The organism is Shewanella morhuae (assembly GCF_003028295.1).
Lineage (GTDB): Bacteria > Pseudomonadota > Gammaproteobacteria > Enterobacterales > Shewanellaceae > Shewanella > Shewanella morhuae.
On the sequence record NZ_PYSG01000002.1, the window covers coordinates 3,066,883 to 3,086,112 of the forward strand.

The 19,230-nt window shown below is 43.4% G+C and carries 12 protein-coding genes and 1 pseudogene; 7 read left to right on the forward strand and 6 right to left on the reverse strand.

The features are described 5' to 3' along the window. Nucleotides 1–6: 6 nt before the first annotated feature. Genes C9I43_RS13915 through hemB form a run of 4 tightly spaced genes read left to right on the forward strand, consistent with a single transcriptional unit; the run spans nt 7 to nt 4,203 of the window. Nucleotides 7–519: a hypothetical protein gene (locus C9I43_RS13915; protein ID WP_076498722.1), complete on the forward strand. Its 513-nt coding sequence runs from the start codon at nt 7–9 to the stop codon at nt 517–519. After that, nucleotides 519–1,322 (forward strand): TatD family hydrolase, encoded by an 804-nt coding sequence (locus C9I43_RS13920; protein ID WP_076498724.1) that lies wholly within the window; start codon nt 519–521, stop codon nt 1,320–1,322. Before C9I43_RS13915 ends, C9I43_RS13920 begins: the two co-directional genes overlap by 1 nt. After that, nucleotides 1,315–3,186 (forward strand): diguanylate cyclase, encoded by a 1,872-nt coding sequence (locus C9I43_RS13925; protein ID WP_107883819.1) that lies wholly within the window; start codon nt 1,315–1,317, stop codon nt 3,184–3,186. The genes C9I43_RS13920 and C9I43_RS13925 overlap by 8 nt, the downstream gene beginning before the upstream one ends. A gap of 9 nt (nt 3,187–3,195) precedes the next feature. Beyond that, on the forward strand, nt 3,196–4,203 hold the full coding sequence (gene hemB / locus C9I43_RS13930) for a porphobilinogen synthase (protein ID WP_076498728.1): 1,008 nt from the start codon (nt 3,196–3,198) through the stop codon (nt 4,201–4,203). A gap of 104 nt (nt 4,204–4,307) precedes the next feature. Here hemB and C9I43_RS19245 read toward each other — a convergent pair. Continuing rightward, a pseudogene (locus C9I43_RS19245) lies at nt 4,308–5,073 on the reverse strand (transposase). A 322-nt stretch (nt 5,074–5,395) separates the two neighbouring features. On the opposite strand from C9I43_RS19245, the gene C9I43_RS13940 reads away from it, so the two are divergent. Continuing rightward, nucleotides 5,396–5,797 carry a hypothetical protein gene (locus C9I43_RS13940; protein WP_146157137.1) on the forward strand — a complete coding sequence of 134 codons (402 nt, stop codon included), beginning with the start codon at nt 5,396–5,398 and terminating at the stop codon, nt 5,795–5,797. A 92-nt stretch (nt 5,798–5,889) separates the two neighbouring features. Here the strand turns inward: C9I43_RS13940 and C9I43_RS13945 are convergent, their stop codons facing one another. Next, nucleotides 5,890–8,454: a putative bifunctional diguanylate cyclase/phosphodiesterase gene (locus C9I43_RS13945; RefSeq protein WP_107883825.1), complete on the reverse strand. Its 2,565-nt coding sequence runs from the start codon at nt 8,452–8,454 to the stop codon at nt 5,890–5,892. A 350-nt stretch (nt 8,455–8,804) separates the two neighbouring features. Then, complete coding sequence (gene hemE, locus C9I43_RS13950; protein ID WP_076498735.1) at nt 8,805–9,869, reverse strand: uroporphyrinogen decarboxylase; 1,065 nt, start codon at nt 9,867–9,869, stop codon at nt 8,805–8,807. 458 nt (nt 9,870–10,327) lie between these two features. On the opposite strand from hemE, the gene rsd reads away from it, so the two are divergent. Continuing rightward, nucleotides 10,328–10,813, forward strand: a complete 486-nt coding sequence (gene rsd / locus C9I43_RS13960; protein ID WP_107883827.1) for a sigma D regulator — start codon at nt 10,328–10,330, stop codon at nt 10,811–10,813. A 129-nt stretch (nt 10,814–10,942) separates the two neighbouring features. Here rsd and acnB read toward each other — a convergent pair whose 3' ends face one another. Beyond that, nucleotides 10,943–13,540, reverse strand: a complete 2,598-nt coding sequence (acnB, locus tag C9I43_RS13965; protein WP_076498739.1) for a bifunctional aconitate hydratase 2/2-methylisocitrate dehydratase — start codon at nt 13,538–13,540, stop codon at nt 10,943–10,945. A gap of 429 nt (nt 13,541–13,969) precedes the next feature. Here acnB and hxpB point away from each other — a divergent pair, with 429 nt between their 5' ends. Next, nucleotides 13,970–14,635, forward strand: a complete 666-nt coding sequence (gene hxpB, locus C9I43_RS13970; RefSeq protein ID WP_107883829.1) for a hexitol phosphatase HxpB — start codon at nt 13,970–13,972, stop codon at nt 14,633–14,635. Between the two features lie 71 nt (nt 14,636–14,706). Here the strand turns inward: hxpB and C9I43_RS13975 are convergent, their stop codons facing one another. Both C9I43_RS13975 and C9I43_RS13980 read right to left on the reverse strand, forming a co-directional pair. Further along, the gene (locus C9I43_RS13975) at nt 14,707–16,749 is read right to left on the reverse strand and encodes a M13 family metallopeptidase (RefSeq protein WP_107883831.1); all 2,043 of its coding nucleotides are present in this window, start codon (nt 16,747–16,749) and stop codon (nt 14,707–14,709) included. A gap of 237 nt (nt 16,750–16,986) precedes the next feature. Next, nucleotides 16,987–19,200 (reverse strand): patatin-like phospholipase family protein, encoded by a 2,214-nt coding sequence (locus C9I43_RS13980; RefSeq protein WP_181317894.1) that lies wholly within the window; start codon nt 19,198–19,200, stop codon nt 16,987–16,989. Nucleotides 19,201–19,230: the final 30 nt, after the last annotated feature.

The following is a 19,230-nucleotide window of genomic DNA, read 5'->3' on the forward strand; positions in this document are numbered from 1 at the left end:
ACCCTCATGCGCTTAACTTTTATTACAGTGGCAATAATGCTGGTATCAGCTCAAGCAAATGCCAGTATTGAACAGCAATTATCACAATGTGCCGATACAGCAGATAAACTAGAACGCTTGATTTGCTTCGATAAATTAGCCGCGAGTGTGCAAGAGAGCGCCCTTACGAGCCCGAGTATTCAAGAAGCACCAGCTGCAGTCGCAACAGTCGCGGCAACTACTGCTGTAGTCACCACGATTCCAAAAGTATCTGCTACTGATAACTTTGGTATGGAAGCCAAGCGTATTAATGAAAATACAGTAGATAAAATTTATTTAGAAGTTCAATCCCGTGTAGAAGATGCCTATGGTGCGATTGAAGTGACGTTTACCAATGGCCAAGTTTGGAAACAAACCGACAGCCGTAAGTTTACCTTAAAGCCTGGCGACACCGTCTATATTGAAAAAGCCGCTTTAGGCTCTTTCTTGCTAGGTACAGATGATCGCAATGCCAAGGCCCGAGTGAAACGTCTAAAATAATGCCCTCATACATAGATGTCGCTGTCAATTTACTTGGTAGTGCACTCGAAGCAGATATAGCGTTAATTATACAAGCGGCGGCGGACCAAGGTGTTTCGCCGTTAATTGTTATTGGCAGCGATTTAGCCGAAAGTGCCGCTGCGATTACCGTTTGCCAACAGTACCCTCGTCAACTTTATTGCACTGCCGGTGTACACCCTCATCACGCCAGTGGTTGGAATGCTGAGTCAAGCATACAGCAAGCGGAGCTTTGCCAAGCAGCCCAAGTCGTTGCCGTTGGCGAATGCGGTTTAGACTACAATCGTGATTTCTCACCTCGGTCGATTCAACGCCAAGCTTTTATTGCCCAGCTCGAGTTAGCGATTAATTTGCAAATGCCAGTGTTGATGCACGAACGTGATGCCCATGAAGACTTTATCGCTATCTTGCGCGAATATCGCCCGCAGCTAACGGGCGCATTATTGCATTGCTTCACTGGCACTCATGAGCAAATGGAAGCCTATATAGACCTCGATTTACACTTAGGTATTACCGGTTGGGTTTGTGATGAAAGACGCGGCCAAGCATTAGCAGAGCTGGTGCCCTACATTCCACAGGATCGTATTTTAATTGAGACCGATAGCCCGTATTTGCTGCCACGTAGCATGCGGCCGAAACCTAAGTCGAGTAAAAATAAGCCCGAGTATCTTCCTTACATCGCTAACTATATCGCTAACTTACGCGGTGAAAATGCCGATGAATTTTCTGAGCGTTGCTACCAAAATAGCTTAGCGTTTTTTAAGTTGGACCAGATCCATGCTTAGAAATTGTTTCTCATTAATATTCTTGCTGTGGCTATGGATAGGTTCATCGCCTGCAAGCGCAATCTTACTCAGCATTGATGAGTCGACAACAACCCCTTTGAATCTGACGCCTTGGTTAATGGTGGCACATCCAGTATCGGCGAATAATTTGGCTGACATACAAGCCTTACCCAAAAACAACTGGCATAGCTTTACCAATGCAGATATTCAAAAACTCAGTGGTCACGATTTTTGGCTCAATTTTAGCTTAACTAGCCCAGACAAAATAATTTCACATATTTTAGCGTTAGATAACCCCTTGTTGGATAAGATCACTATCTACCATTTAGTCGATAACAGTCTCATCAACACTACTATTATGGGTGATGTTTTCCCCTATAGTGAACGTCCATTCTTAAGTAATATTTTTCTGTATCCTTTTAAGATTACTATGGATGAGACGCACACCTTCTATCTACACATTCAAACAGAAGGCAATGCGGCAGTACCGTTAAACCTATGGTCATCAAACGACTTAGCAAAAATAGCCGAATCTACAGCTGTCGAGCACGGTTTTCAACTCGGCATATTGGCTGCAATTGGTGTTTTCAGTCTTTTTATTGCTTTTGCATCAGGTTCATTTAGTTACAGTTACTACTCAGGTTACGTGCTCAGCATGACCTTACTGGTCGCGACGATTAATGGTTTTGCCTTCCGCTATCTCTGGCCAGACTGGCCTGTATTGCAGCAAATTATGGTGCCATTTTTACTGCCTGTTGTGATGGCATTCGCACTCATGTTCACAGAAAAAATACTGCAACTTAAATATTTAAACCGTCGTATGTTAGTTATTTGTCGTTATAGCGCTGTATATATCTTATGCGTCGGATTAGCCTCGCCTTTTATGCACTATGGTAATGCGTTGTATATTGAGATTATTTCAGTTGCTGTGCTCAGCCTAGTTCTTATGATCTTTGCCATTATTCAAGCCATCAATGGCCATAAACTCGCGCGCATGTATACCATTGGCTGGATGAGCATGCTGACAGGCACCTGCATCAGTAGCTTGTTATATTTGAATGTGATTGAGTTAAATGTTAAGCCACAGACCCCAGTAATGCTGGGTCTTACCTTTGAAATCATCTTCATGTCACTGGTGCTCGCCATCCGTTATAACGATGAACGAAAATCTAAAATACGTATTCAGCAAGAAGCATTAAAGCAAGCTCAGAAAATTCGAAGTGCTCGGGAAGAAGCCTTAAAAGCCGAAGCAGAAAGTAATGAGAAACTTGAGAAAATGGTGCAGGAACGGACTTTAGAACTAGAGATCACCCTCAGAGAGTTACACGACGTAAATCAAAAACTGACAGAGCAAAGCACCATTGATAGTCTCACTGGCGTTAAAAATCGTAGTGCCTTTGATAAACGTCTTATTGCAGAAAGCCGCATCAGTCGCCGCCAAGAAACACCTATCGCATTATTAATGCTCGACATTGATCGTTTTAAGTCCATCAATGACCAACATGGACATCTTGCGGGCGATCAGGCTTTACGCACTATCGCTCAAACCCTACAACAAAATTTAAAACGACCAACGGATTTCATATCACGTTTTGGTGGTGAAGAATTTGCTATTATTCTGCCAAATACAGCAGCAGAAGGTGCTATTCAAGTTGCTGAATCGATAAGAGAAGCCATTGCTGCAATCAGGTTTGAGTGGGAGGGGAAATTGATTCCCTTATCCATTAGCATCGGAGTCAGTGTTGATATCATTACCCATGAACAACACGGCACAGAATTGTTAGAACAAGCAGATAAAGCACTTTATCAGGCGAAAAATGGCGGGCGTAACCAAGTAAGATTGTACTCGCCAGCATCTAATTAGGAGTCAAATGTGAACATTATTACCAGTGCCTTTCCCCAGCGTAGAATGCGCCGCATGCGTAAACATGATTTTAGTCGTAGACTCATGGCCGAAAACCACTTAAGTGTAAATGACTTAATTTACCCAATGTTTATCATCGAAGGGACAAATCGCAGTGAAAAAATCGCTTCTATGCCCGGCATAGAACGCTACACAATTGACTTGCTGCTAAAAGAAGCCGAAGAACTTGTTGAGCTAGGTATCCCATTAATCGCATTATTCCCAGTAACGCCAGCCGAGAAAAAAACACTCCTGGCAGAGGAGGCTTATAACGCCAATGCGTTAGTGCAGCGTGCAGTACGTGAACTTAAAAAAGCCTTTCCACAGCTTGGGATCATGACTGACGTGGCACTCGACCCCTTCACCACTCATGGTCAAGACGGGATTATTGATGAAACCGGCTATATACTTAACGATATCACTACCGACATTCTAGTGAAGCAAGCCTTATCACACGCAGAAGCTGGCGCCGATATTGTTGCGCCATCGGATATGATGGATGGTCGTATTGGCGCTATTCGTCAAGCATTTGAAGCTGCAGGCTATGTAAATACCCAGATCATGGCTTATTCAGCCAAATACTCTTCAAGCTATTATGGGCCGTTCCGTGATGCAGTCGGTTCTGCGGGTAACCTTAAAGGCGGTAATAAACATAGTTATCAAATGGATCCCGCTAACAGCGATGAAGCGTTGCACGAAGTCGCGCTCGACATCCAAGAAGGTGCTGACATGGTGATGGTGAAACCGGGCATGCCGTATTTAGATATCGTCCATCGCGTAAAAACAGAACTAGCAGTACCTACTTTTGCCTATCAAGTGAGTGGCGAGTACGCCATGCACATGGCCGCAATTCAAAATGGCTGGCTAGCAGAAAAAGCGATTGTAATGGAATCACTACTTTGCTTTAAACGCGCAGGTGCCGATGGTATCTTAACTTACTTTGCAAAACGCGCTGCGCAGTGGCTTAAAGAAGCTTAGAGTATCTGTGTGGTAAGCGAGCCGTCATTAAGACTAATGCCATTCACTGTGAAGTGAATGGCATTTTTTATTAAATTACTTTACTACTTTTATACTAATCCGCATTAATTTTTGCCCATATTAGCCCAGCCTCGTGTGCACAAACTTTTTACCCTGTCCCTGCGCTGAATAAATGTATTCCAAGCATTGCAACCCTGCTCAACGATATCGTTATAACCGCCAAAACACCTATTTGCCAAACAGTACTGTCTTAGCCATTACCATACCAGTTCTATCGGATTCAACTCTGGGGAATAGGGTGGTAATTTGAGGGTGATAAATTACTGAATTCTTTTGCTATATCATCCGTATGCCAGCTCGCTCCATCAATAATAACAAGTGCATATCTATCCGAATCAGTTGCCTCTGATATTTGCGTTAAGTGTTGCCTCATTGCATCTTGATTAACGAAAGGCGTGACCAACGCTTTTGTTGCCCCCGTAGCTGGGCACATAGCACCAAAGAGTTCTGGGTGTTTAAAACGACTTTGCATAAAATTAAGCCAACTATTTCAATGGATTATACCAATATTCTAGATGATAACGAATGCCTAACTGCTGTTCTATATATGACTGAATGTCTAGTCCGGTTAATCGCCTGCTCTGAGCGGCTTGATTGGTCTATATATTGATAGAGAGCCTGCTTTTGGTATTCGTCGAGTTTACTCGCATTGGTCGAACTCATATTGGCCTTCAAGCCACCAAGCCCCAGATTTAAGTAGTTTTTAACCCATTAATTGACACTGCGACGACTGACCTTAAGTTGGCGAGCGACTTGAGCACGATTGTGACATTCCTGAAAACAAGAAACAGCCAATATGCGAATGCACATACGGGCATCTTTTTCTGACTTTGATAGTTTAATGAGCTCAACAGACGTGTAATTTTTCACAATATGCAATGATTTGAAAATGGTAAGTGTATTAGATCACAGTTTAATACGTTAATACGGATTGGTATTAATCCACTAATGGTGCTTCCTTCATGCGTTCGACTGATATAGATAATATGCATAGTAATCAGTTGCGGAATAGGTCTTTACGTTGATAGGATTTTATCATTTGCGTAGTACGATCACCAACTCAGTTCTGGCACAACCTAATTGAGTATAAATGTATTAACGTGAATTTATATGCATAAATAAATCAGAGGTAATGATGAAAACTAGCTATTACTTTATTATTTTCACGTTAGGATGTAGTACTTACTGTTACGCAAAACAAGACTATTCTTGCTTAACTATTGAGCGCACTTATAGGGATAACGGTGAACTTCTCGGCGCAGAAATGCAGAGTAAAAACTTTGATGCCAACATTATGAGTCAAATAATTTACACTAGTAAAGTATGCGCGCCCACTCAGGATATCGACAACCTACCCTCGCCCTCTGCTAATTCTCCCAACGTAGGTGACACCCGCAGCGTGAGTCAAGCAAGCCTAGGAGTCCAACGCGAATGGGTGCAAGAGTTTAGTGACCATGGCTGGAAGATCAAACAATATAATACAATACTCATTGAACCCATTAAATCGCCTAAGGCGCAAACTAGCAGCAAATAACGATTTGTTTACGGAGTCACAATGCTGAAGCCGTCATAGCATTTTGTCATTGCAGAAAGCTAAACGGATAATGATTTAGCCCGCTTACCCGCTCAGCTTAAATCATATTGCTCACAATAGTTAGCCAAAGGTTGTGGACGGCCAATGGCATAACCTTGGGCATAATTGATACCTATGGTATGCAACTTATCTATAATATCTTGATTTTCAACAAACTCAGCAACCGTCTCGATACCCATAACTTTGCACACATCCTGAATCGATTTCACTATGGCGTAATCTTTAGCATTCACGGCAAGATTCTTAATAAAGCAGCCGTCGATTTTGACATAATCTACAGGTAATTCCCGTAGATAACCGTAAGATGCGAAACCACTACCAAAATCATCCAATGCAAACGAAAAACCTCGCTTACGTAGTTGTTTGAGCATTTCCATACCACGATTACGATTTTGGATCGCGGTAGTTTCAGTAATTTCAAAGCAAATACATTGACTTGGAATATCAAAAACCTGCTGTTGCTGGATGATATATTCCACCATACCTTCAGCACCCAAACTATTACCCGAAAGATTAATTGAAATACAGTGATCAGGCCAAAGCTTGGGGTGTAAAGACAACCATAAAAAGGCCTTGCGGATCACTTCTTTATCTATATCAGGCATTAACCTAAAACGCTCGGCGGCAGCAATAAACTGTGCAGGAGGCAGAATGCGACCACAGGGCTCTTGAATGCGTAACAAGATTTCCATACGTTGTCGCAGCGAGCCACCGCTTAAACCACGGATTGGCTGGTAATAAAGGATTAGCTCATTTTCTTCAATAGCCTGTGCAATACGCACCGCCCACTTAGGCGCGTTTCGCTGGTAGGTTAGTTCTTTATCTTTATCATCATAAAAATGAATTTGATTAGCGCCCTTAGCTTTAGCGGCAATACAGGCAATGTCGGCGTCTTTCAATGATTCTTGCGCATTAATATAGGGCGCACGACCAAAAGCAACACCTATGCTTAGACCCACCTTATAATGCGTATTCCCACTGCTCAATACCTGTAATGAAACTTGTAAAATCAATTGTTTGAGTAACTTGGCAACCGATAATGCACTGCGGTCACAAATGACTAAGCCAAACTCATCACCACCAAGGCGTGCCAATAACTCCTGCGGCCCAAGACACGACTGCATCGCTTTAGCAACCATCGTCAGCATACGATCGCCAGCCGCATGACCGCAGCTGTCATTAATCAACTTAAATTGCTCGAGATCAAGATAACAAACAGCGATGGTTTGAGCTGAAGCGGTAAATTGGAGTAACTTTTCTTCAAAAGCCTGACGATTCAACAGCCCAGTAATACTGTCAAAACTAGCTTTTTTGTGTAGCTGGTGCTTGAGTAATTCTTCTTGAGTGATATCCCGCAGTACCACTACCGTACCGACGATTTCTTTATCGTGACTACGTAAATTGCTGATACTGCGTTCCATAATCCGAGGGGAAGCCGTTAATAGCTTAATTTTGGCTATCTGTGGCGTTGAGTCGCCGCGGTCAATACAGCTAAATACCGCCTGATTAAGTTGCTCACCCGCCTTTAATAAACTCGCCAAACTTTGATCTATCGTCTGGTAACTGTCCACGCCCAACAGCACTTCAGCTCGCGGATTCATATAAATAACCTTGGCATTAACATCAGTTAAAATTACTGCTTCGGCTATTGATTCTAAAGTAATTTTAGCTCGTTCTTTTTGCTGGTAAATTCTGGCTAACAGGCGATTAACTCTACTAGCAAGCAGGATGAACTCCTCAACCCCTTCACCCACTACGGGTTGATAGACACTTGCCATAGGATCAACTTGTGCCAATTGCCGCATTAAGTTCTTAAAAGGCTTAAGTAAACCTGCGCGCAACCAAATATAACCAAGGGCAACAATAAGCACTCCAAGTAAAATAAATCCAAGTGATACCCAATCGAGTTTAAATTTAACCTCTTGAAAAGGACTATCGGAGAATTGTACTTGAAGGTAAACCGGCGCTTCTTTTAACAGACTTGGGATTTCAATCGCATCATTATAAGTACCATCAACCTTTGTCGGAGCTATATTGTCATGGCTTATCGCAACCTTTGCCACCAAAGAGGCTTGAGCATATTTAAGTAAGTCGCTCTCTGTCAGTTGTCGAACTAACAGTACATATTCATTGGGTGCAGAAGCCACTGCGGTGACCACATAAGCCTGAGCATCAATCACATAAGCGCCTGCAATGCTTTGTTGGCCAGCACTACTGATAGCGCTGGCAATTCCCTGCAATTTATCTTTACTTAAAGGATGTTGATTGGGGAAAAAACTCTGCAGTTCGCCATCGCGCAAAATATACCAACCAAGATTGGCCGATATAGCACTCTCATGCCACGAGGACTCCAATTTTTTAAGCTGTTCTTCATCGAATTGAGATAAAGGTAAAGCGTAGATATTATTGAGAAAGGTTAAGCGGCTGACATCAATTTGAAACTGTTGCTGAATATTAGCAAGCTCATGCTTAGCACTGTCTTGACGTAATAAATCGATGCGATGGTCGTACCAACAACCCAGACAATAGGAGACAATCACGACCGCTGGGAGACAAAAACCCGCAATAAACACCAATATTTTCTTGCCAATGTGCATTTCATTCCACAGCTTATGATGACTAAATTAATTCACGATTTTGCATACCACTAGATAGCGCCACGCAACATATCTCAATTACGCTTAATATTAAACATCGCTTCGCTTTACTCGTTGTAAAAGTAAGCAATAGCATGCAATTAAATCAACATTTCATCCTTGATTTAAAACATTAATTATCTCAATAACGGCTTATGAGGGGTCATTCTATTTCGATGATGCAGGTAATATTTGATATGGTAATAACGTTAAATACGCCGATGAGTTACATCGTACCTGCCGCATAATAATCAAATTGAAGGCCAAAATAAAACAGGCCCGCAAGCGGGCCTGTTTTATTAAAGTGAAGCTTATTTATGATACTGCTTAGACTGCGCATGCACAGCTTTGATAAAGGCACCGGCATGTTCTGGATCTACATGCTGATGAATACCGTGGCCTAAGTTAAATACATGACCAGTACCTTCACCGTAACCGGCTAGAATATGACCGACTTCTTCTTCAATACGAGGAATCGGTGCATATAACATAGATGGATCCATGTTGCCTTGTAGTGCCACTTTATGACCTACACGACGACGGGCATCGGCAATATCCACAGTCCAATCTAAACCTAATGCATCACAACCCGTTTCTGCCATGGCTTCTAACCATAAACCCCCACCTTTGGTGAACAAAGTCACTGGGACTTTACGACCATCGGCAAAGCGAGTCAGACCGTCGATAATCTTCTGCATATAACGCAGCGAAAATTCACGATAAGCACTGTGCGATAATGCACCGCCCCACGAGTCAAAAATCATCAAAGATTGTGCACCGTTGGCAACTTGGGCATTCAAATACAAAATAACTGAATCAGCCAGCTTATCTAACAGCATGTGTAGTGCCATTGGTTCTGCGTAGGCCATCTTTTTAATTTTTTCGAAAGTCTTGCTCGAACCGCCTTCAACCATGTAAGTGGCCAGTGTCCAAGGTGAGCCTGAAAAACCAATTAACGGTACAGCGCCATTCAGTTCGCGGCGAATAGTGCTTACCGCTTTCATCACATAACCTAACTCATCTTCTGGATCGGGAATATGCAGCTTTTTAATTGCATCGATGGTGTTAGTGGGACGCTGAAAACGTGGGCCTTCACCCTCTTCAAAATATAAACCTAAGCCCATAGCATCTGGCACGGTCAGAATATCGGAAAACAAAATTGCTGCATCAAGGTCATAACGACGTAAAGGCTGTAGCGTGACTTCACAGGCAAGATCATGATTTTTACACAAAGACATGAAGTCACCCGCCTGCGCGCGAGTCGCTTTATATTCAGGAAGATAACGGCCAGCTTGACGCATCATCCACACAGGGGTCACATCAACAGGCTGTTTTAGTAGCGCGCGTAAGTAACGATCGTTCTTTAATTCTGCCATTGGGCTTAGTTCCTAGTCTTATTGAAATCCGCAGGGTCGGTAGTTTAGCATTTACGCGAATAATGTAACCTTTATGTGCAAATTTATGTGACCCAATCGCCATCGTTGATGGCGATTCAATCACATAATGCGCAAAATGCTATGCAGATAACATACTGCAGTGTTGATTCGTAACAAAGTCACACTCAGATAGAAAAAAGTTGCGCCCGTTCCCTGCCTTTGGTATAAAAAGTCTGCGCTAGCAAGAACAATCAAGAAGCTCCTATAATCGAGCCTGCTATAAACGTTACTCGCCCAACGATAGGTTTCTATCGTTGGGCTTTTTATTTATATTTTTTTAGACAAAACAACTGGTTTGTCCATTTACCATTATTCTCAATCTACATAATAACAGTTGATCGAATAGCAACTAGTCCCTACATTAGAGTGATGTATAGGCACTTCAAATGGAATGCATCATGCTGAGAAAACTTGAGAAAGCAGAACAAAAATGGGGCGGTTCTAATAAGCTGATTGATCAATGGCTAAAAAGTCGTCGCAAATTGTTAGTGCATTACTGCCAAATTGCCGGACTCCCTCCCTACGGAAAATCAGAAAAATCTCTTCCTTCATTTGAAAAAGTTAAAATTTTCTGTGATTTATTAGTCGACTATGTCTCCGAAGGACACTTTGAGATCTACGACACCGTCGTCAATGCCTGTAGCGAATACGGGGAGTCGAGCAAAACTCTGGCGCAGCAAATGCTACCGAAGATCACGCCAACGACTAATATTGCATTAGATTTCAACGATAAATATGCCGAGACTCAAGACGATCAGGTATTTTCCCAACTCGATAAAGACTTATCTGAGCTTGCTCATAATATGGAAACTCGTTTTGAACTCGAAGATGAATTACTTGAAATGCTGTACCGTAAGCATTCTGAGCATAGCCAACAAGCCTAAGTTATTTTATCAATAGACTTAGCCAGCATTGGTTTTTACTCTAAAAATCAAAATGTTTATTGTAAAATAGATAACAAAAAGCCAGCTTTCGCTGGCTTTTTTACATCAGGTTACCTTAACGGTAATCGATTACACAGCTGTCTGGAAAATCACTTCCGCAGCTTTTTTAGTGTAAGACTCAATTTGATCGAAGTTCAAATAACGGTAAGTGTCAGCGGCTGTCGCATCTAACTCTTTAGCGTATTCTTGATACTCTTCTGGTGATGGCAAACGACCTAACAACGCAGCAACCGCAGCCAGTTCAGCAGAGGCTAAGTAAACATTAGCGCCTGTACCTAAACGGTTAGGGAAGTTACGGGTAGAGGTCGATACCACAGTTGAGCCTTCAGCTACACGTGCTTGGTTACCCATACACAGTGAACAACCTGGGATCTCGATGCGCGCGCCTACACGACCAAAAATCGCGTAGTAGCCTTCTTCTGTCAGCTGGTCTCTGTCCATCTTAGTCGGTGGAGCAATCCACAAACGCGTTGGCAGTGTTTTAGCAAACTTGTCTAACATTTTACCGGTGGCACGGAAGTGACCGATGTTAGTCATACAAGAACCGACAAACACTTCGTCAATCTTAGTTTGCGCAACCGATGACAACAATACTGCATCATCTGGATCGTTTGGCGCACACAGGATTGGCTCTTTGATGTCGTTTAAATCGATTTCGATAACCGCAGCATACTCAGCATCTTTATCGGCGCTCATCAGCTCAGGGTTAGCTAACCAATCTTGCATCGCTTTGATACGACGCTCGATTGTACGACGATCGCCGTAACCTTCAGCAATCATCCACTTAAGCATAATGATGTTTGAGTTCAGGTATTCAATAATCGGTTCTTTGTCTAACTTAATCGAACAACCCGCTGCAGAGCGCTCAGCCGATGCATCAGACAGTTCGAAAGCTTGTTCAACTTTTAACGTTTCAAGACCTTCGATTTCTAGTACACGACCTGAGAAGATGTTCACTTTACCTTTCTTCTCAACAGTCAACATACCCAACTCAATGGCTTTAAGTGGGATAGCATGCACTAGATCACGCAATGTGATGCCAGGTTGCATTTTACCTTTAAAGCGCACTAATACTGACTCTGGCATGTCGAGCGGCATAACACCCGTCGCCGCAGCAAATGCCACTAAGCCAGAACCGGCAGGGAATGAAATACCAATAGGGAAACGTGTATGTGAGTCACCACCAGTACCAACGGTATCAGGTAGTAGCATACGGTTTAACCATGAATGGATAACACCATCACCTGGACGCAGTGAGACACCACCGCGGTTCATGATAAAGTCTGGCAGTGTGTGATGCGTGTTCACATCGATTGGCTTTGGATAAGCCGCCGTGTGACAAAATGACTGCATCGTTAAATCAGCACTGAAACCTAAACAGGCTAAATCTTTCAGTTCATCACGGGTCATAGGACCAGTAGTATCTTGTGAACCCACTGAAGTCATCTTAGGTTCGCAGTATTGGCCAGGACGCACGCCATCTACGCCGCATGCTTTACCAACCATCTTCTGCGCCAGCGTATAACCTTTACCGGTATCTGCCATATCTTGTGAACGCACAAATACGTCTGATATGTCCAAACCTAACGTTTCACGGGCTTTGTCAGTTAAACCACGACCAATGATCAGTGGAATACGGCCACCAGCACGCACTTCGTCTAACAGCACTTCAGTTTTTAGGCTGAACTCTGAAATCACTTCGTCGCTATCGTGGCGCTTGACTTGGCCTGCATATGGGTAGATGTCAATCACATCGCCCATTTCCATCTTGTCGACATCAAGCTCGATTGGCAGTGCGCCCGCATCTTCCATAGTGTTGAAGAAAATCGGTGCAATTTTACCGCCAAGGCAGAAACCGCCCGCGCGCTTATTGGGCACAAATGGAATATCATCGCCCATAAACCACAGCACTGAGTTAGTGGCTGATTTACGTGATGAACCCGTACCGACAACGTCACCCACATAAACCAATGGGAAACCTTGAGTTTTTAATTCTTCGATTTTTTTAATCGGACCAACAACACCTGCAACATCAGGCTCAATGCCATCACGGGCATTTTTCAGCATAGCCAACGCGTGTAATGGAATATCTGGACGTGACCATGCATCAGGTGCAGGAGATAAGTCATCGGTGTTGGTTTCACCAGAGACTTTAAATACTGTTAGCGTCACTTTATCAGCCAGTTTAGGACGGCTTAAATACCAATCCGCATTAGCCCATGCTTCAACTACTTGCTTCGCAAATTCATTACCCGCTTCCATCTTCTCCACCACATCGTGGAAAGAATCAAACATCAGCAAAGTATGCGATAAAGCTTTAACCGCTAATGGCGCTAATGCTGGGTTATCCAACTGCACGATCAGTGGTTCGATGTTGTAGCCGCCTTGCATGGTGCCTAATAACTCAGTCGCACGCTCAGCAGATAAAATCGGTGACGTTGCAGTGCCCTTGGCAACCGCATCTAAAAAAGCAGCCTTAACATAAGCGGCTTCATCAACACCTGGTGGAATTCGGTTTTCTAGCAGGTCGAGAACGAAAGCCTCTTCACCTGCGGGTGGATTTTGAATTAACTTAACCAGTTCAGCCACTTGATGTGCATCTAATGGCTTAGGGACTACGCCCTCTGCAGCACGCTCTGCGACGTGTTTACGATATGCTTCTAGCACGGCAACATTCCTCTTTTTTTGGCGCTCTAACAACAAACTGTATGTCTTCTCAATAGAAGCAGACAGTCCGACATGATCGACCCGTATTTCTGGCCTGCAGTATACTACAGCTTTGCAAAAGTATGAATCTGGTCACACTCGGCAGAAGGCAAAATAAGGACTAAATCCGCCGACGATGGTTAACTTACTCGAATATTAAAACGAGGGAAATTAGACAATAGTTTGAAAACAGTTAAAAAATCATATCTCACAACTGCTTAACGAGATTTGCTAAATTTAAAATCAAACCGATGTTTTTCTGTATTCGCACTCAAATATATGTAAATTTTCTTATATTGCGGCCTCTTGGCTTTTAAGATCCTAAGCAAAAACTTACACTCGGGTTCAATAAAAGATATTCATTCCTATTACCTCAGCAGCGGAGTACCCATGACATCCCTAAGTCTTCAAGCAGTTATTTTTGATATGGATGGCGTTTTAATCGATTCTGAGCCCCTGTGGCAACAGATAGAGTTGGAAGTGTTATCAGCCTTAGGCGTCCCGGTTACGATAGAAGCCATTCACCAAACGACTGGCTTGCGTATCGACCAATGTGTAGATTATTGGTATCGCAGAGCGCCTTGGCCTCATTATGATAACGCCAAGGTCAGCCAAACGATTGTAGATAAAGTAGCGCGGGAAATTTCACGCAGCGGCCAAGCCATGCTCGGTGTGCACCAAACGATGGCACACTGCCAAGCGCTGGGGCTAAAAATCGGTTTAGCAACCTCCTCATCCACACCGCTCATTGAAGCGGTACTATCAAAACTGGCACTGGGCGATAAATTTATGTCGGTGCAATCTGCCGAAAATCTTACCTATGGTAAGCCGCATCCTGAAGTATATTTAAACTGTGCGAAAGCGTTAAATGTCGATCCTCGCTACTGCTTAGCCATTGAAGACTCTTTTAATGGTTTAATCGCTGCCCGCGCAGCCAATATGCAAACGGTTGCGATTCCTGCGCCAGAGCAACAGGGTGATTCAAAATGGGTCATCGCTCACCATCAAGCGCATAGCTTGCTAGATTTACCTGCTATTTTGGCAAATTACGCGTAACGGCATGCCATAAAAAAGCCAGACTATGTCTGGCTTTGGCGTTTAAATTGAAGCTTAGATAATCGCTTGCGTTACCAAATTTTCACCCGATCATTTGGTGTTAAATACATTTGGTCACCCTCTTTCATCTCGAAGGCTTTATAGAAGGCTTCCACGTTACGTGGTGTACCCATAGCGCGATAATGACTCGGTGAATGCGGATCGGTGAGCAAACGGCGGCTCAACTCCTCATCACGGTAGTTACGGCGCCATACCTGCGACCAACCCACAAAGAAGCGTTGCTCACCCGTTAAGCCATCGAGCACTGGCGCGGGTTTACCGTTGAGGCTCATGAGATAAGAACGTGCCGCAACAGTTAATCCACCCAAGTCACCAATGTTTTCGCCAAGGGTTAAATCTCCATTCACAAATTGCCCAGGTAGCGCTTCGTAGCTCGAATATTGGGCTGACAATTGCTTGCCACGCTTTTGGAACTCTTCGCGATCTTTATCCGACCACCAATCACGTAGGTTGCCATCACCATCGTATTTGGCACCTTGGTCGTCAAAGCCATGGCTAATTTCATGTCCAATTACCGCGCCAATGCCACCATAGTTGACCGCATCATCGGCATCCATGTTAAAGAATGGCGGTTGCAAAATCGCGGCAGGGAAAACAATCTCGTTTTTCACCGGACTGTAATAGGCATTGACCGTTTGTGGCGTCATGCCCCATTCAGTACGGTCGATTGGCTGACCGAGCTTGTTAATCATGTCTTGATATTCAAACTGGGCGTAACGCATATAGTTACCGACTAACTCGTCAGCCTTGATATCTAAACCCGAGTAATCCTTCCACTTATCTGGATAACCAATTTTATAGGTAAATTTGGACAGTTTTTCCTGAGCAGCAATTTTCGTTTCTGGCGTCATCCACTCAAGTTCATTAATACTGACTTCAAAACCTTTTATCAGGTTTTTGATCATGGTTTCCATGCGTGCTTTGGCTTCAGGTTTAAAATATTGTTTAACATATTCTTCACCCACCAGCTCACCAATGACTTGGTCGGCACCATCCACGGCTTTTTTCCAGCGCGGTTGCTGCTCTTCAATCCCCATTAGAGTTTTGCTCTTAAAGGCGAAGTTCAAATCGACAAAGTTTTTACTGAGCAGCTCTGCGTAGCTATCGACCAAATGAAAGGTGAGATAATCCTGCCAAGCTGCAACAGGAAAACTGTCAAAATTAGCACCAAGCTTTTCAAAGTAAGAAGGCTGACGCACAATTATGTCTGTTACTTTATCGTCTAAGCCTGCACTTGCGGCAAAGGCATTGATATCAAATTGACCCGTTAGCTTTTGCAGCTCAGCGCGATCTAACTTGTTATAAGCCTTATTGGCATCGCGAGACTCCACACGGCTCCACTGGCTTTTTGCAATCATCATTTCAATATCGGCGACACTTTTAGCCGCACGTTTGGTATCTTTATAACCCGCCTCGGTCAATAAGTCGGTGACATATTTCGCCATTGCTTGGCGGTTAGCGGCAAACTTAGGGTCATCTTTAAGGTAGTAATCGCGATCTGGCAGCGTCAGCCCCGATTGACTTAAATATACCGCATATTGGGTTGAGTTTTTGGCATCATTATTAACGTAAAAACCAAAAGGAATACCCGAGCCATGAGTCAACAATGTTCCCATTACTCCGGGTAAATCGCGATGTGTTTTCACCGAGGCAATATCGGCAAGCAATGGTTCGAGAGGAGCTGTGCCTAAGGTTTCTAGTAAATCGGTATTCATAAAGCTGGCATTGAAATCACCGATTTTCTGCTCATTAGAGCCTGCTGCGGGATTCTTTTTAGCCGCCGCTTCGTCGATGATTTTTTTCAATGCGTCTTGGCTTTGATCGTACAAAACTGAAAATGCGCCGTAGTTCGACTTATCTGCAGGAATAGGCGTATTGGCGAGCCATTTACCGTTAACGCTGTAATAAAAATCGTCTTGATGGCGAACTGAGGTATCAAAGTTTTGTAATTCAATACCAGATACGGCGGCGACTTCAGTTTTAGGCTCAGTACTACAAGCCGCTAAACCTAAACCCAAGGCGATGCCTAGTGCTAGTGTGCTTATCTTTTTCATTGTTTTCCCCAGCTTCCATTGAGAGTGTTATTATTTTTCCAGTAAAACCTTAACATTTTGTATGCATTGCCTGTAGTTTCATTTTGTAAATGGTTATGACTCTTTGTAACAACGTCAGCTTGCATTCACTAAGTTGAGTTAAACAGACTCTTTAAACGTTGATAGGGATAAACCAAAATTAAAGGCATCAATATTGATGCCTTTAATTTTAATACGCGGTAAATGTTTGAACAAAATTTAGAAGTTTTTACCCACAAATAAATAAAATGATTTATCACCTAGATCGGAAACACCAAAGCCTAAAGCCGCAGGTCCCATGGAGGTATCGGTACCAAAATAAATACTTGAGGCATAAATTAAATCAGTGAGAGACACATCACTGCGGACATCCCACACATTACCCGACTCTAAACTCCAACCTAAATACAGAGGATAATCTGTCATGCCAAGCGCATCACGCCCCAAATCATATTGATATACAAAAGCACCAAATACTTTATGTGCACCCATCAAAGAATCTTTATGGTAACCCGATAGATTTAAAAAACCACCGAGCTCAGACAAATGCAAGGTACTGAAATCATCGTTAATGGTCGCGAATGAGGCTTTACCCACAAAGGCATGATTACCCACACTTAACGCGCCTTTCCAGTCAGCTTCAATTTGCACACTGTAGCCATTGTTGCCATCGTCGAGAAGATAATCAAGATCTTCATTACGCACATAAACGTTTAAAGTCACACGGTTTCCCGATGTTGGAAAACTAATACTATCTAGACTATCGTAACCAAATTTAAAATAAGCGCCGTAGGAGCTAAAATCTAAGTCCTCGGTTAACCAAGCATCATTAACGATAGCGCCTTTTTCTGCGACAACGCCTAACTCAATGCGCCCTTGCAGGGTGTAGTTGTAACCTATTCCAGACTCAACACTATGCGTTTGTTTATCTAACACTAAGACACGACTATTATTATCGTAGAGATCCCAGTTTTTATTTTCATATTGGTAACGCGCACGCGTGTAAAATTGCTGATCTCTGTCTAAGGGTTGATAGAATTCAGTTGCGAATAACTTTTCAAAACCGAGTTTAACTTCGTTGCGCCACTCGCCGCCATTAAAGGTCAAGTCAGTCATGGTATAAGCCATATCGAAACTGATCGCAGACTCAGAGTTAAAATCATCTTCCCAATTAAAGCCTAGCTGAAAATAATTTGGTCCCCACGACTTAGCCTTAGTCGTTACCGTTAGTATGCGACCCTCCTCACCTTGGGCAAACTCAGCATCAACACGCTCAAATTTATTGATAGAGTAAATACGTTTTAGTGCCTCATTAAGCTCTTCTTTAGTAACTGATTGCCCTTCTTGCAGATTTAATGCTTCTTTTAACAGGTTTAAACTCACCTTGGACTGGTTATCAAAAACAATTTCATCAATAGGATGGCTGACATCAGCCATTAAGGTTTGACCTTTGGCTCTTTTCGCCTCGACGTAGGCGGCATAATCTTCAGCGCTTATGCTCATAGCACTCAACTTATTCAGCTGATTATTAGCGGCGTCTTTCCCAAGGGTTAATGCTAACGGCATGATAGTGAAATCTGTGGTACTTAAAGCATCAATAGCGGGCCTAATCAATACATCTTTTTCTGTCAGTAACTGCTTTTGCCTTGCCGTACTCGCGTTGGTCAAAAAGTTAGAGAGTTGGTCTAACACAGCGATGGTACTGTCTAATTTATCTTGTTTCACTAAAGGTGAGCCAATGTCCACCGCAATAATAATATCAGCCCCCATAGCCTTAACGACGTCGACGGGCATATTGTTAGCAATACCTCCATCGACTAATAACTGTCCGTCGATGAGTGTAGGCTGAAGCGCACCCGGCACAGTTGCAGAGGCTTGCATGGCGTTCACCATACTACCGTGACTTAACACTACAGGTAAGCTGGTTTCTAAGTCGGTTGCTACGGCACGATAGGGAATCGCCAAATCATCAAAATTGCCAAATTGCTGCACCAAGTCAGTCGACTGGCGTAACAGCTGCGACATGCTCTGGCCACGCAGTACCCCACTTGGGGCTCTCACCGCACCTTCGTTATAACCAATATTTAGCGGAATGTTATAACGATCGCGTAACTGCTTATCCCGATAGGTCAAAATATTGCGAGGGATAGTATCCGAATAGCCACTGTCCCAATCGAGGCCCATCATGATTTCTTCTACTTCACTAGCGCTGTATCCAAGAGAATACAGGCCTGCGACATAGGCGCCGATGCTGGTTCCGGCAATATAATCAACGGGAATGTTGTGTTCTTCTAATACTTTGAGCACACCCACGTGGGCAGCCCCTTTGGCGCCACCGCCACTAAGAACCACCCCGATTTTAGGCCGCTCGGCCGCGATTAAAGCCGTGGTCAACAAACATAAAAAACAACAAATGAATAATTGGCGCATCATAGTGAGGCTACTTTTTATAGGATAAAAATC